Genomic DNA, 14,164 nt, shown 5'->3' with positions numbered 1-14,164 from the left:
GCCGTCGGACTGCTCCGTCAGTGGGCACCGCCGTTTCGGCAGGTACCACTGGGGGGACATTACCTGACGATTGCCCGCCTGCCGCCGAGCAACGCCGTACCGACCCGCAGGTGTGTCGCACCGCATGCGATCGCGGCCTCCAGATCACCGCTCATTCCGGCCGATAGCACCCGGGCGCCGGGATGCGCGTCCCGCACCTCGGCGGCGACCTCCGCGAGCCGTCGAAAGGCCGGGAGCGGGTCGGCGCCCAGCGGTGCGACCGCCATCACCCCGTCCATGACCAGGCCGTCCGCCTCGGCGACCGTGCCGGCGAGCGCCACCGCGTCCTCGGGCGGCACCCCGCCGCGCTCGTGCCGCCCCGGGCCAGGCCCGTCCAGCGAGACCTGGATCAGGCAGCGCAGCGTGCGGCCGGCGCGGACGGCCGCCGACGACAGCGCCCGCACCAGCCGCGGGCGGTCGACCGACTGGACGACATCGGCGTAGGAGGCCACCGACCGGACCTTGTTGGTCTGCAACCGCCCCACGAAGTGCCAGGTGAGCGGGAGGTCGGCGGTGGCCGCCGCCTTGGGCGCGGCCTCCTGGTCGCGGTTCTCGCCGACGTCCCTCACCCCGAGGCCCGCGAGCAGCCGCACGTCCGAGGCGGGAAAGGTCTTGGTGACGGCGACCAGCGTGATCTCCGCGGGATCCCGGCCGGCGTCCGCGCAGGCCGCGTCGATCCGCCGGCGCACGCTCGCGAGGTTGGCCGCGAGCTCCGCGCGCCGCGCACCCTCGTCCGCCGTCCGGTCCGGCGTCCCGGCCGGTGCCGGTGCCCCGTCTGGTGGCGCGTCGCTCATCCGGCCTCGCCCGCGAGCCAGACATAACCGGCGAAACGGCCGGTGCGGCCGTCCCGGCGGTACGAGAACAGGCCGGGGGTCTCCAGGGTGCACCTCGGGTCGGTCCGGACGTCCGTGACGCCCTCACCGGCGAGCTGGGCGGCGATCCCGGCCCTGATGTCGAGCGCGGGCGTGCCCCCGCGGGTGGTGGCGCGGGCCGCGGGCACCACGGCGGCGACCTCGTCCCGCATCGCCTCGGGCACCTCGTAGCACTCGCCGCACACCGCCGGGCCGATCGCGGCGCGGATCCTGGACGGATCGGCGCCCCGTTCCACCATCCTCCGGACCAGCGCCGGGACGACGCCCGCCGCGGTTCCGGGACGTCCGGAATGCGCGGCGCCGACCACCCTCGCGACGGGATCGGCCAGCAGCACCGGCGCGCAGTCCGCGACCAGCACCGCCAGCGCCAGCCCCGGCACGGTGGTCACGAGGGCGTCCACCTCCGGGGTGTCGGCGGGCACCTCGTCCACGACGCGCACGTCCGCGCCATGCACCTGGCGCATCCAGACGGTACGGCCGGGCGGCAGGCCGAGTGCGGTCTCGACGCGCGCGCGGTTCTCCCGCACGGCCTCGGGGTCGTCGCCGACCGCCCCGCCGAGATTGAGCGAGTCGAACGGTGCCGCGCTGACCCCGCCGGTTCGTGACGTGAACGCGGCGCCGACGCCTTCGGCCAGCGAGAAGCCCGAAAGCCCAAGGGACGTGCCGTCGTGCTGGGGGGTGTGTGTCGTCACGTGCGGGTCACTTGAGGTAGTCGGGGCCCTTGAGGAACTCCGGGACGTCGAGGTCGTCGTCCTCGTCGAACACCACCGGGCGGCGGCGCTGCCCCGGCACGGCGGAGCCGCTCTCGGACTCGCCGGCGTGCACGCGGGTGGCGGACTGCTCCGGGGCACGCGGCGCGGGCGGCCGGGCGGCCTCGTCCTGCCGGGAGGACTGCGCGGACCCGGAGGAGGCGGAGTCGTCCCGGGCGGCCGGAGCGTCGTTCTCGTCCCCGGACGCGTCGCCGGACGACGCCTCGCCGGACTTCGGGCGCTCGGGGGCGGCCGGAGGCTGCGGCGGACCCGGCGCCGGCGGCGCGGGCGAGGAGGAGGACGACGGCGAGGCGGCCTGGCTCGGCGCCGCCGCGGCCTGCGCGATCGACTGGTGCGGCCGGCCCCCGGCGGACTGCGGGCCCGGCGAGCCGAACGAGTCGGACCGGCCGACCTTGCTGGGGATCGGGTTCGCCGGCGCCGGGACCGGACGCGGCGGCGGGGGAAGGCGCTTGGTCTCGGGCTCCGGGGCGGGCCGGGCCGGCCGGCCCTCGTCGAAGCCCGCGGCGATCACGGTCACCCTGACCTCGTCGCCCAACGCGTCGTCGATGACCGCGCCGAAGATGATGTTCGCGTCCGGCGCGGCCGCGTTGGACACGAGCTGCGCCGCCTCGTTGATCTCGAACAGGCCCAGGTCGGACCCGCCGGAGATGGACAGCAGCACGCCGTGCGCGCCGTCGATGCTGGCCTCCAGCAGCGGGCTGGAGATCGCCATCTCGGCGGCGGCCACCGAGCGGTCGTCGCCGCGCGCCGAGCCGATCCCCATCAGCGCCGAGCCGGCGCCGGACATCACGGACTTGACGTCGGCGAAGTCCAGGTTGATCAGTCCCGGGGTGGTGATCAGATCGGTGATGCCCTGGACACCGGACAGCAGCACCTGGTCGGCGGCCTTGAACGCGTCCAGCACGCTGACCTGGCGGTCGGAGATCGACAGCAGCCGGTCGTTGGGGATCACGATGAGGGTGTCGACCTCGTCGCGCAGCGTCTCGATGCCGGCCTCGGCCTGCATCGCGCGCCGCTTGCCCTCGAAGCTGAACGGGCGGGTGACCACGCCGATGGTCAGCGCGCCGAGGGAGCGTGCCACGTTGGCGACGACGGGCGCGCCGCCGGTGCCGGTGCCGCCGCCCTCGCCCGCGGTGACGAAGACCATGTCGGCGCCCTTGAGGACCTCCTCGATCTCCTCGCGGTGGTCCTCGGCGGCCTTGCGGCCCACGTCCGGGTTGGCGCCCGCGCCCAGGCCGCGGGTGAGCTCGCGGCCCACGTCGAGCTTCACGTCGGCGTCACTCATCAGCAGCGCCTGGGCGTCCGTGTTGATCGCGATGAACTCGACGCCCTTGAGTCCCTCCTCGATCATCCGGTTGACGGCGTTGACGCCGCCGCCGCCGATGCCGACGACCTTGATGACCGCGAGGTAGTTCTGCGGTGCTGCCACGACGAGGGGCCTTTCCGCTCGCTCTATCCGACCCGCCGGCCCGGCCTTGCGGCCATCGCCGTCGCGGTGTTCCTGACCTGTGTCCGAGTGTGCTGCGTGGTCCGTGTACGGGAGTGGATGATCGCCGCCATCCGCAACCCTCACCCTCAACTTGAGGCTTACAGTTATGTCAACCTGAGGACTGATACGGACAGTAGGGCGGGCTTACCTCCAGGGTCAACTAACCTCCCGCCTTCGGACCCGGCGTGTCGCACAGGGCACCAGATGCCCTGGTTGGCGAAGACCATCGACGTTTCACCTCCGACACTTCGGATCCGTTCCAGCGTGCCCCATCGCGCGCCGGGAATCGTCGCGACACACCACGGGGACGGAGTCTCAGTGCATTACCCGTCCACATGTGCCGCACACGTCCCGAATGCATCGGTTCGATCACCGATGACCCGTGCCACCGGATCCCCGGTCCCGTGCCGTACGGTCCCGCTGTCGTACGGTCCCGCTGTCGTAGGTCACTGTGCCGTGACGACCTCGGGCGCGCTGACGTCGATGGTACGGGCGGCACGGCCCGCCGCCGTCTTCCGCAGGGCGTCCACCAGCCGGACCTTCTCCTCCGCGCGCTCGTCCGACCCCCACACCACCGTGCGCCCGCCGCTCATGCGCAACGTCACCGACTCGGCCGAGGGCGCCTCCACGATGTCCACCTGGCGCCTCAGCCGCTCCGGCAGCGTGTGCAGGACGCGCAGCGCCGCCAGCGTCGAGGCGTCCGTCGGCCCCGGCGCCGCCACCGACAGCGTCGGCAGCCCCTTCGGGCGGGACGGGCCGTCGGCGACCGCGACGCCGTGCCGGTCGAGCTGGTAGAAACGGCCGCCGCGCTCGACACCGACGATCGGGACGCGTTCGCGGATCACGATCCGGACGGTGGCGGGCCAGCGCCGCTCCACCCGCGCCGACTCCACCTCGCGCATCCGTTCCAGCCGGGACCGGGCGGAGCCGGTGCTCAGCCGGGCCATCGGCAGGCCGAGCCGGATCCCCGCGGTCGCCACGACCCGGTCGCGCGGCGCCAGCTTCGTGCCGGTCACCTCCACGGTCCGCACCACCAGCAGCCGGGACCCGAGCAGCACCCACGCGAGGGTGCCGAGCAGGCCCAGCACCAGCAGGACGGCGAACACGGCCTTCCAGCGGGCGGGGCGCCGGCCATGGGCGGCCCCGGCCCGGTCCGTCGTGCGCTCCCGGACACCGGCCTCGGCCATGACGCAAGCTTGGCAGCTCCCGGCGCCGGATCCGGGGAGCCCACGCCCGCTTCCCCCGAATCCGATCAGACCCGAATGTCCGGACCGCGGTCGCGGCCGGGCCACCGCCGTCTCAGGACGACGACGCCGCCCGCAGCCCGGCCAGGATGCGCGGGCCGAGCTGGGTGACATCGCCCGCGCCCAGCGTGATGACCACGTCGCCCGGCTCGGCGAGACGGACGACCGCGGCGGCCACCTCGTCCCACTCCGGGACGTACTCCCAGGTGGTGCCGTCGGGGATCCGCTCGGCGACCAGGCGTCCCGTCACGCCGGGCTCCGGATCCTCGCGGGCCCCGTACACGTCCAGCACCACGGCCACGTCCGCCAGCCCCAGCGCCGCGCCGAACTCGGCGGCGAAGAACCGGGTGCGGCTGTAGAGGTGCGGCTGGAACACCGCGACGATCCGGCCCTCGCGGCCCGTGTCCCCCGCCGCCTTCTCGCGCACGTAGTCGCGGGTGGCGGACAGGTCGGCGGTCAGCTCGGTGGGGTGATGGGCGTAGCTGTCGAAGACCTCGACCCCGGCCGCCTCGCCCTTGGGCTCCAGGCGCCGCATGGCCCCGCGGAACTCCGCCAGCCCGTCCCGTACGGTGGCGAGGTCGAGGCCGAGCGCCCGCGCCACCGCGATCACCGCGGCGGCGTTGAGCGCGTTGTGCCGTCCCGGGACGCCCAGCGTGACCTCGCCCACGCCCTCGACCGCGAAGCGCGACCCGAGCCCCCGCGGTGTGAAGCCGGACACCCGCAGGTCGGCGCCCGCCGCCTCGCCGTAGGTGAGGACGGGCAGGCCCCGGTCGCGGGCGAGCGCGGCCAGCTCCATCGCCACCTCGTCGTCGGCGCCGGCCACCAGCGTGCCGCCCGGCTCGACCCGCTCCACGAACCGGGCGAAGTTCTCCTTGACCCGCTCGAAGCCGCCGTAGTTGTCCAGATGGTCGGCCTCGACGTTGGTCACCACCGCGATGTGCGGTGTGTAGATGAGGAACGAGCCGTCGCTCTCGTCGGCCTCGGCCACGAAGACCTCGCCCGTCCCCTCGTCCGCGCCGAGCCCGGTGGTGACGAGCTGGCCGCCGATGCAGTAGGACGGGTCGGCGCCCGCGTGCTGCAGCGCCACGGTCAGCATCGAGGTCGTCGTGGTCTTGCCGTGCGTGCCCGCGACCGCCACGGCCCGGCGTCCGGCCATCAGCGCGGCCAGCGCCTCGGACCGGTGCAGCACCCGCAGCCCCCGCTCGCGGGCCGCGACCAGCTCGGGGTTGGAGTCGCGGATCGCGGTGGACACCACCACCGTGTCCGCGTCGCCGACGTGCGCGGCGTCATGCCCGACGAACACCTTGGCGCCCAGCTCCGCCAGATGCGCCAGCAGGTCGGAGTCGCGGGCGTCGCTGCCCGACACCGCGATGCCGCGCCTCAGCATGATCCGCGCGATGCCGGACATGCCGGCGCCGCCGATCGCGACGAAGTGGACCCTGCCCAGCTCCCCCGCGGGCACGACCTCGCCCTCGCCGGGTGTGATGAGACTCATCGCTCGCCCCTCGTCCCCTCGTGCCCTCGTGATCGGTGTCGCCCCCGCGCGGGTGGCGGGCCCGCCCGGCCCGCCACCGCCCCCTCATGCCCGGCCCGCCCCGCGGACCACCTCGTACACCATGCGGGCCAGGGCCGCGTCGGCGTCCCTGCGGCCCATCCGGCCGGCGGCCTCGGACATCTGCGCGACCCGCGCCGGGTCGGCCAGCGCGGGCAGCAGGTTGTTCACGATCCAGTCGGGGGTGAGATCGGCGTTGTCGACCAGCAGGCCGCCGCCCGCCGACACGATCGGCTCGGCGTTCAGCCGCTGCTCGCCGTTGCCGATCGGCAGCGGCACGTACGCGGCGGGCAGCGCCACCGCCGTCAGCTCGGCGCAGGTCATCGCGCCCGCACGGCACATGGCCATGTCGGCGGCGGCGTAGGCCAGGTCCATCCGGTCGCAGTACGGGATCGTCACGTACTGCGGGCCACCCGACGCGGGCTCGGGGGCCTCGGTGTTCTTGGGGCCGACGATGTGCAGCACCTGGATGCCCGCCTGCCGGAACGCGGGCGCGGCGGCGACCGCGGCCTGGTTGAGCGAGCGCGCCCCCTGCGAGCCGCCGAAGATCAGCAGCGTGGGAAGGTCGGGCAGCAGCCCGAAGTAGGAGCGGGCCTTGTCGCCCATCGCCAGCCGGTCCAGCGTGGCGATCTCGCGCCGCAGCGGGATGCCGACGAACCGGGCGTTGGGCAGCGGCGAGTCGGTGTGCGAGACGGCCACATGGTCGGTGAACCGGGCGCCGAGCTTGTTGGCCAGTCCCGGCTTGGGGTTGGCCTCGTGCACGATGATCGGCACCTTGCGCTTGCGCGCCGCCAGGTAGCCGGGGGTCGCGACGTAGCCGCCGAAGCCGACCAGGACGTCGGCCCGCGCCTGGTCCAGGACGGCGGCGGCGGCGTTGATGGCGCCGCGCAGCCGTCCGGGAACGGTCAGCAACTGGGGCGTCAGCGTGCGGGGCAGCGGCACGGGCGGGATCAGCGCGAGCTCGTACCCACGCTGCGGGACCAGCCGGGTCTCCAGGCCGCGCTCGGTGCCCAGGCAGGTGATCTGCACGTTCGGATCGTCGCGCCGCAGCGCGTCGGCCAGGGCCAGGGCGGGCTCGATGTGTCCGGCGGTGCCACCGCCGGCCAGGACAACCCTCATGCTCCTCGACAACTCCTCAGCGTGTTCGTCGTGGCGGTGCCGCGGGCCCGCCTCCCGCGCCGCGCCCGCCCCGCGGGCGGACGAGCGGTCGCCGGGCCGAACGGCACCCCCGGGTTCGGGGGGATTCAGCGCCGTGCCAGGCCCAGCCAGCTTAGAGCCCGCAGGACCGGTCCGGGACCCCGCGCGGCCAGAGCCTGCCGGGCCCCCGGCTCGCGTTTGGCGAACGCCAGCAGCATCCCCAGCGCGATCAAGGTCGGCACCAGCGCCGACCCCCCGTAGGAGACCAGCGGCAGCGGGATCCCCGTGATGGGGAGCACGCCGATGACCGCGCCGATGTTCACGATCGCCTGCACCACCAGCCACGCGGTGGCGCCGGCCGCGGCCAGCCGGGTGAACGGGTCCTTGACGCGCCTGGCGATCCGCAGGCCCGCGTAGGCCAGCAGCCCGAACAGGCTGAGCACCACGAGCGTACCGACCAGCCCGAACTCCTCACCCACGATCGCGAAGATGAAGTCGGTCTCCGCATGGGGCAGGAAGTCCCACTTGGCCCGCCCCTCGCCCAGGCCGGTGCCGAACCACCCGCCGGACGCGACCGCGAGCAGGCCCTGCGTGCCCTGGTAGCGGGCGCCGAGCGGGTCGCCGGACTGGTCCAGGAAGCCGGCCAGCCGCTGCATCCGGTACGGCTCGACGACGATGAGGATCGCCACCAGCAGCGACACCAGGCCGGCCATGCCGACGAACAGCCGTCCCGGCGCGCCCACCACCCACAGCAGCCCCAGGAAGATCGTCAGCAGGATCAGCGTGGTGCCCAGGTCGCTGCCCAGCATGACCAGCAGCACCAGCAGCCCGGCGCCGGGCAGCAGCGGCACCAGCAGCGGCTTCCACTCGGTGAGCTGGCCCAGCCTCTCCTTGCGCGCCAGCAGGTCGGCGCCCCACAGCACCAGCGCCAGCTTGGCCGGCTCGGACGGCTGGATCTGGACCGCTCCCAGGTCGATCCACCGGGTCGCGCCGCCCGCGCTGCGTCCCAGGCCGGGGACCAGCACCAGCAGCAGCGCCACGATCGACACCAGCAGCAGCGGGTAGGCCAGCGCCCGGAACGTCCGCACCGGCAGCCGGGAGGCCAGCCACATCCCGGGCAGCCCGATCGCCACCCACATCGCCTGCTTCTGGAACAGCGTGTACGCCGACCCGGTCGCCTGGATCTGGGTGACCAGGGACGCCGACAGCACCATCGTCAGGCCCAGCGCCAGCAGCAACACCGAGCAGCCCAGCACCAGGTAGTAGGAGGTCAGGGGCCGGTCGAGCAGGCCCACCGCCGCGGCCACCTGCTCGCGCGGGCCCGACCGCCGCCCGGGGCGCGGCTCCGGGCGCCGCCCGGTGCCGCCCGCCGGGGGCCGCTTTTCGGCCGGTATCGCGGTGCTCACGTGTCCCCCCGCTCGCCGCCGTCAGCGGGCCTCGCCGCCGGGGACCGCCGGCTCCGCGCCGGGGAGGCGGCGGACGGACGCCATGAAGGCGTCGCCGCGCGCCGGATAGTTGGCGAACATGTCGAAGGAGGCCCCCACGGGGGCGAGCAGCACGGTGTCGCCCGGACGGGCCAGGGCGGCGGCTTCGGTCACGACGCGGTCCATCGCCCCAGTGTCGGTGTCGGGCACGTCCACGACCGGAATATCGGGCGCGTGTCGCGCGAGAGCCTCCGCGATCCGCGCCCGGTCGCGGCCCATGAGCACCACGCCGCGCAGCCGCGGCGCGCACGACCGCACCAGGTCGTCGACCTCCAGGCCCTTCAGCAGCCCGCCCGCGATCCACACGATCGACTCGTAGGCGGCCAGGGACGCCGCCGCCGCGTGCGGCTGGGTGGCCTTGGAGTCGTTGACGTAGGTGACGCCGCCGATCTCCGCGACGTGCTGGATGCGATGCGGGTCCGGGACGAACGCGCGCAGCCCGTCCCGCACCGCCTCGGGCGGCACGCCGTACGCGCGGGCCAGGGCCGCCGCCGCGAGCGCGTTGGCGACGTTGTGCGGCGCGAACGGCCGGACGTCGCCCAGCGCGGCCAGCTCGGCGGCCTCGCGCGTCGGGTCGGCGACGAACGCCCGGTCGACCAGCAGGTCGTCCACCACGCCGAGCTGCCCCGGCGCGGGGACCCCCAGGGTGAACGCGGCCTTCGCCGGGGGGCGCGCCTTCTCCGCCAGCTCGGTGGAGATCGGGTCGTCGGCGTTGCAGACCGCGACCTCGGCGCGCTCGAAGATCCGGGACTTGGCCGCGACGTAGGCGTCCATGGTGCCGTGCCAGTCCAGGTGGTCCGGCGCGACGTTCAGCACGGCGGCGGCGCGCGGCGCCGGTGAGCCCGACCAGTACAGCTGGTAGCTGGACAGCTCGACCGCGAGGACGTCGTGCTTCTCCAGGACGGCCTCGACGATGGGCGTCCCGACGTTGCCGACGGCCAGCGCGTCGTGCCCGGCCGCCTCCAGCATCCGGGCCAGCATCCGCACCACGGTGGTCTTGCCGTCCGTCCCCGTGATCGCCAGCCAGGGCGCCGACCCGGGGGCGCGCAGCCGCCACGCCAGCTCCACCTCGCCGTAGGTCTCGACGCCCGCGGCCACGGCCGCGGCCGGCAGCGGCGCGTCGGGACGCCAGCCCGGCGACATCACCACCAGATCGGTGCCCTCGGGAAGCGTGTCGCCGTCCCCCAGCCGCACCGCGATGCCCAGCGCCTCCAGCTCGGCGGCGTGGGCGCGCCGCTCCTCGTCGTCGCGTCCCTCGACGACCGTCACGCGGGCGCCCCGCGCGGCCAGGACGCGCGCCGCGGCCCGTCCCGACACCCCGATACCGGCGACGCAGACGCCCCGCCCGTCCCACTCCCCCGTGTCCTGCGTCAACTCTTCGGCATCCATTCCAGGTAGAACAGGCCGAGGCCGATCGCGGTGAACAGCGCCGACATCAGCCAGAAGCGCACGACGATGGTGGTCTCCGCCCAGCCCGACAGCTCGAAGTGGTGCTGCAGCGGCGCCATCTTGAACACCCGCTTCTTGGTCAGCTTGAACCCGCCGACCTGGATCATCACCGATAGCGTGATCATCACGATCAGGCCGCCGAGGATGGCCAGGAGGAACTGGGTACGGGTGAGGATGGCCAGGCCGACCAGGACCCCGCCCAGCGCCAGCGAGCCGGTGTCGCCCATGAAGATCTTGGCGGGCGGCGCGTTCCACCACAGGAACCCGAACACCCCGCCGAGCACGGCCGCGGCCACCACCGCCAGGTCGAGCGGATCGCGGACGGAGTAGCAGTTGGGCGCCAGCGCGAAGTCGAAGCAGCTGTTGCGGAGCTGCCAGTTGCCGATGATCACGTAGGCGGCGAGGATCATCGCGCACGGCCCGGCGGCGAGGCCGTCCAGCCCGTCGGTCAGGTTCACCCCGTTGGACATCGCGGCGATCAGCAGCAGCGCCCACACCACGAACAGGTACGGGCCGATCGGCGGGCCGAAGTCGCGCAGGAACGACAGGTACGGATCCGCGGGGGCGATGTCGTACCCGTTACGGAAGTTCAGCGACGCGACCGCGAACACGACCCCGACCAGGATGATCCCGATCATCTTGGCGCCGCTGCGCAGGCCCAGGCTGCGCTGCTTGAACACCTTGATGTAGTCGTCCACGAACCCGACGAGGCCGAGACCGGCCATCAGGAACAGCACCAGCACGCCCGACACCGTCGGCGCGTTGCCGGTGAACAGGTGCGCGCCCGCGTACCCGGCCAGCGAGCCGGCGATGAACACCGCGCCGCCCATGGTGGGGGTGCCGCGCTTGCCGTGGTGCCCGGACGGCCCCTCCTCGCGGATCATCTGGCCGTAGCCGAGCCGGTTGACGATCCGGATCCACACCGGGGTCCCGACCATGCCGATGATCAGCGCGATCCCGGCCGCGATGATGATATTGGTCACGCCGGGTCACCCCCGGGGGAGGAGAGCGCGCCACCCGCGGGGGTGCGGCCTCCCACACCCCCCGCGGCCTCCAGCAGCCGCTCGGCGACCCGTTCCATCCCGGCGACGCGAGAGCCCTTCACCAGTACGACGTCCCGCGGCCGCAGCCGCTCGCTGAGCGCGGTCACCGCCGCGCCGACGTCCTCCACCTGTACGCACTCTCCCGTCCATGACGCCACCTGAGCGGCTCCTTCGGCCATCGGCGCGGCGTTCGCGCCGACGACGACGAGTCCCGCGATGCCGCTGCGCGCGACATGCTGCCCGATCTTGGCATGTTCCGCCACGGATCCGGGGCCCAGTTCGGCCATCTCGCCCAGCACCGCGTACGCGCGCCCGTCCCGCGCCATGTGCGCCACGACGTCGACCGCGGCCCGCATCGACTCGGGGTTGGCGTTGTAGGCGTCGTTGACGATCGTGACGCCGTCGGCCCGCTCGGTGACCTCCATCCGCCAGCGGCTGGCCGGGCGGGCGTCCGCGAGCGCCTCGGCGACCACCTCGACGGGCAGCGCCGCGGCCCGGCCCGCCGCGGCCGCCGCCAGCGCGTTGCCGACCGCGTGCGACCCGTACAGCGCCAGTTCCACCGGCGCCGAGCCCTCCGGGGTCACCAGGGTGAAGCGGGGACGGCCCGCGCCGTCCAGCCGGTCGTCCACGGCCCGCACCGTCGCGCCGGGCGCGCGGCCGAAGGTGACGACCTCGCCCCGGGTCCTGGACGCCATCGCGGACACCAGCGGATCGTCGGCGTTCAGGATCGTCGTGCCGCCCGCCGGGACGGCCTCGGCGAGCTCGCCCTTGGCCTCGGCGATGCCCTCGCGGCTCCCGAACTCGCCGATGTGCGCCGAGCCCACGTTCAGCACCACGCCGACGCGGGGTGGGGCGATCCCGGTGAGGTAGCTGATGTGGCCGGCACCCCGCGCGCCCATCTCCAGCACCAGGAAACGGGTCTCCTCACCGGCGCGCAGCACCGTCAGCGGCAGCCCGATCTCGTTGTTGAACGAGCCCGGCGGCGCGATGGTCGGCCCGGCCCGCCGGACGACCTGCGCGATGAGGTCCTTGGTCGAGGTCTTGCCGGCCGAGCCCGTCACCGCGATCACGGTGACCGCGGGCAGCCGCTCCAGCACGCCGCGCGCCAGCAGGCCCAGCGCGCGCCGCACGTCCTCGACGACGACCACGGGCCCGCCGACCGGCCGTTCGGCCAGCACCGCCACCGCGCCGGCCTCGTACGCCGCCGCGGCGAAGTCGTGCCCGTCGGCCCGCTCTCCCCGGAACGCCGCGAACAGCGTCCCCGGCGCGGCCTCGCGGGAGTCGATGACCACGGGCCCGGAGACCACCGGGTCGCGGCCGTCCGCGCCCGCCGGTGTGCCGCCGGTCAGCTCCGCGATCGTCGACAGCGGAAGTGGGATCACGCCTGCGTCCCGTCCCCTCTCACACCTCGTCTGGGCCGCCCGGTCCGTCCGGAGGGAGCCGCCGCCCCGGGGGCGCCGTGCCGGCGCAGCGCCTCCCTGACCACCTCGCGGTCGTCGAAGGGGAACGCCTCGCCCGCCACGTACTGCCCCTGCTCGTGCCCCTTGCCCGCCACGACGATCACGTCGCCGGGACGGGCCCGCCCGATCGCCAGGTCGATCGCGGCGGCCCGGTCGGGCTCGACCACGACCCGCGCCCGCTCCGGACGCGGCACCTTGAGCACGCCCTCGACCATAGCGGCGAGGATCGCCAGGGGATCCTCCGACCTGGGGTTGTCGTCGGTGAGGAAGGCCATGTCGGCCAGCCGGGCCGCCGCCTCGCCCATGAGCGGGCGCTTGCCGCGGTCGCGGTCGCCGCCGCAGCCGAGCACCACCATGAGCCGCCCCTCGGTGACCGGGCGCAACGCCGACAGCACCGCCTCCACCGCGCCCGGCTTGTGCGAGTAGTCCACCAGGGTCACGAAGTCCTGGCCCTCGTCCACCCGTTCCAGCCGTCCCGGAACTCCTGGCAGCGACGCCACGCCGTGCACCGCGGTCTGGAGCGGGATGCCCGCCTCCACCAGCGCCACGATCGCGGCCAGCGCGTTGGACACGTTGAACGGCCCGGCGAGCTGGACGGCCGCGTCCGCCTCGACGCCGCCGGGGCCGACCACCCGGAACACGCTGCCGTCCGCGCCGGTCCGCACGTCCTCGGCGTACCAGTCGGCGGCCGGGTCCCCGGTCCCGGAGTACGTGGTGAGCGGGATGGTGGCGATCTCCATCAGCTCGCGGCCGTAGTGGTCGTCCAGGTTCACCACGCCGGTACGGGTGTACTCGGGCGTGAACAGCCTCGCCTTCGCCGCGAAGTAGTCCTGCATGGTCGGGTGGTAGTCCAGGTGGTCCTGGGACAGGTTCGTGAAGATCGACACCTCGTAGCGGGCGCCGCCCACCCGGCCCTGCTCCAGCGCGTGGCTGGAGACCTCCATCGCCGCGGCCCCCACCCCGCGCTCGCGCATCATCGCGAAGATCGCGTGCAGGTCGGTGGCCTCGGGGGTGGTCAGCGAGCTGGGCAGCCTGGCGTCCTGGATCCGCATCTCCACGGTGCCGACCACGGCGGTCTCCACCCCGGCGGCGCGCAGCCCCGCCTCCAGCAGATAGACGGTGGTGGTCTTGCCGCTGGTCCCGGTCACGCCGATCAGCGTCAGGTCGCGGACCGGCTCCCCGTACACCCAGGCGGCGGCGTCCCCCAGCACGGCCCGCGGATCGCGCACCACCAGCACCGGCAGCCCCGTCGCCGCGGCGCGGTGCCGCCCGGACGGGTCGGTGAGGATCGCCGCGGCGCCCGCGTCCACGGCCTGCCGGGCGAACTGGGCGCCGTGCGCGCGCGAGCCCGGCAGCGCCACGTACAGGTCACCGGGCAGCACCGACCGCGAGTCGTGGGTGATACCGGTCACCGACACCCCGGCCAGGGCCTCCGTCCGGGGCCCGATCCTGGACCCCGTCACCGTCTCGGCACCGAGCAGGGCGGCGAGCCCCTTGAGCGGGCGGGCCGGGTTGGTCGTCGGGCGCATGGCGTGTCTTCCGGTGCTGGTCGAGGTGCTGGACGTGGCGGCCGGCCGGTGCCGGGGGCCGGACGCGGGTGCTGGGCTCACGGCGAGAGAGGGTAC

11 protein-coding genes are annotated in these 14,164 nt (G+C 74.4%); all 11 read right to left on the bottom strand.

Translation table 11 applies throughout. From position 1 onward, the window contains the following. Positions 1 to 59 precede the first annotated feature (59 nt). The 11 genes from QSK21_RS05475 to QSK21_RS05425 all read right to left on the bottom strand — a co-directional run bounded on the left by QSK21_RS05475 (position 60) and on the right by QSK21_RS05425 (position 14,068). The gene (locus tag QSK21_RS05475; protein WP_285694124.1) at positions 60 to 833 is read right to left on the bottom strand and encodes a YggS family pyridoxal phosphate-dependent enzyme; all 774 of its coding nucleotides are present in this window, start codon (positions 831 to 833) and stop codon (positions 60 to 62) included. After that, positions 830 to 1,603: a peptidoglycan editing factor PgeF gene (gene pgeF, locus QSK21_RS05470; protein WP_502871508.1), complete on the bottom strand. Its 774-nt coding sequence runs from the start codon at positions 1,601 to 1,603 to the stop codon at positions 830 to 832. Before pgeF ends, QSK21_RS05475 begins: the two co-directional genes overlap by 4 nt. A 7-nt stretch (positions 1,604 to 1,610) precedes the next feature. Next, on the bottom strand, positions 1,611 to 3,110 hold the full coding sequence (ftsZ, locus tag QSK21_RS05465; RefSeq protein WP_285694123.1) for a cell division protein FtsZ: 1,500 nt from the start codon (positions 3,108 to 3,110) through the stop codon (positions 1,611 to 1,613). Positions 3,111 to 3,616: 506 nt separating this feature from the next. Next, on the bottom strand, positions 3,617 to 4,357 hold the full coding sequence (locus QSK21_RS05460) for a cell division protein FtsQ/DivIB (protein ID WP_285694122.1): 741 nt from the start codon (positions 4,355 to 4,357) through the stop codon (positions 3,617 to 3,619). 112 nt (positions 4,358 to 4,469) lie between these two features. Then, a complete protein-coding gene (gene murC / locus QSK21_RS05455) occupies positions 4,470 to 5,909 on the bottom strand; it encodes a UDP-N-acetylmuramate--L-alanine ligase (protein WP_285694121.1) in 1,440 nt (479 codons plus the stop codon). Positions 5,910 to 5,993: 84 nt separating this feature from the next. Beyond that, positions 5,994 to 7,085, bottom strand: a complete 1,092-nt coding sequence (murG, locus tag QSK21_RS05450) for an undecaprenyldiphospho-muramoylpentapeptide beta-N-acetylglucosaminyltransferase (protein ID WP_285694120.1) — start codon at positions 7,083 to 7,085, stop codon at positions 5,994 to 5,996. A gap of 125 nt (positions 7,086 to 7,210) precedes the next feature. Then, positions 7,211 to 8,509, bottom strand: a complete 1,299-nt coding sequence (gene ftsW, locus QSK21_RS05445; protein WP_502871507.1) for a putative lipid II flippase FtsW — start codon at positions 8,507 to 8,509, stop codon at positions 7,211 to 7,213. A gap of 21 nt (positions 8,510 to 8,530) precedes the next feature. Beyond that, a complete protein-coding gene (murD, locus tag QSK21_RS05440) occupies positions 8,531 to 9,961 on the bottom strand; it encodes a UDP-N-acetylmuramoyl-L-alanine--D-glutamate ligase (RefSeq protein ID WP_285694119.1) in 1,431 nt (476 codons plus the stop codon). Beyond that, on the bottom strand, positions 9,958 to 11,019 hold the full coding sequence (gene mraY, locus QSK21_RS05435; RefSeq protein ID WP_285694118.1) for a phospho-N-acetylmuramoyl-pentapeptide-transferase: 1,062 nt from the start codon (positions 11,017 to 11,019) through the stop codon (positions 9,958 to 9,960). The genes murD and mraY overlap by 4 nt, the downstream gene beginning before the upstream one ends. Further along, a complete protein-coding gene (locus tag QSK21_RS05430; protein ID WP_285694117.1) occupies positions 11,016 to 12,461 on the bottom strand; it encodes a UDP-N-acetylmuramoyl-tripeptide--D-alanyl-D-alanine ligase in 1,446 nt (481 codons plus the stop codon). Before QSK21_RS05430 ends, mraY begins: the two co-directional genes overlap by 4 nt. Further along, entirely contained in the window at positions 12,458 to 14,068 is a 1,611-nt protein-coding gene (locus tag QSK21_RS05425; protein ID WP_285694287.1) for a UDP-N-acetylmuramoyl-L-alanyl-D-glutamate--2,6-diaminopimelate ligase, read from the bottom strand. The genes QSK21_RS05430 and QSK21_RS05425 overlap by 4 nt, the downstream gene beginning before the upstream one ends. Between the last annotated feature and the right edge of the window lie 96 nt (positions 14,069 to 14,164).

The sequence above is a fragment of the Actinomadura sp. NBRC 104412 genome (assembly GCF_030269515.1).
Classification (GTDB): Bacteria; Actinomycetota; Actinomycetes; order Streptosporangiales; family Streptosporangiaceae; genus Spirillospora.
This window is presented reverse-complemented; position numbering and strand designations above follow the sequence as displayed.

Excerpts from the sequence above, each read along its gene's own strand:
- QSK21_RS05475 (WP_285694124.1), bottom strand. The coding sequence starts at position 833 with ATGAGCGACGCGCCACCAGACGGGGCACCGGCACCGGCCGGGACGCCG.
- QSK21_RS05460 (WP_285694122.1), bottom strand. The coding sequence starts at position 4,357 with ATGGCCGAGGCCGGTGTCCGGGAGCGCACGACGGACCGGGCCGGGGCC.
- murC (WP_285694121.1), bottom strand. The coding sequence starts at position 5,909 with ATGAGTCTCATCACACCCGGCGAGGGCGAGGTCGTGCCCGCGGGGGAG.
- murG (WP_285694120.1), bottom strand. The coding sequence starts at position 7,085 with ATGAGGGTTGTCCTGGCCGGCGGTGGCACCGCCGGACACATCGAGCCC.
- QSK21_RS05425 (WP_285694287.1), bottom strand. The coding sequence starts at position 14,068 with ATGCGCCCGACGACCAACCCGGCCCGCCCGCTCAAGGGGCTCGCCGCC.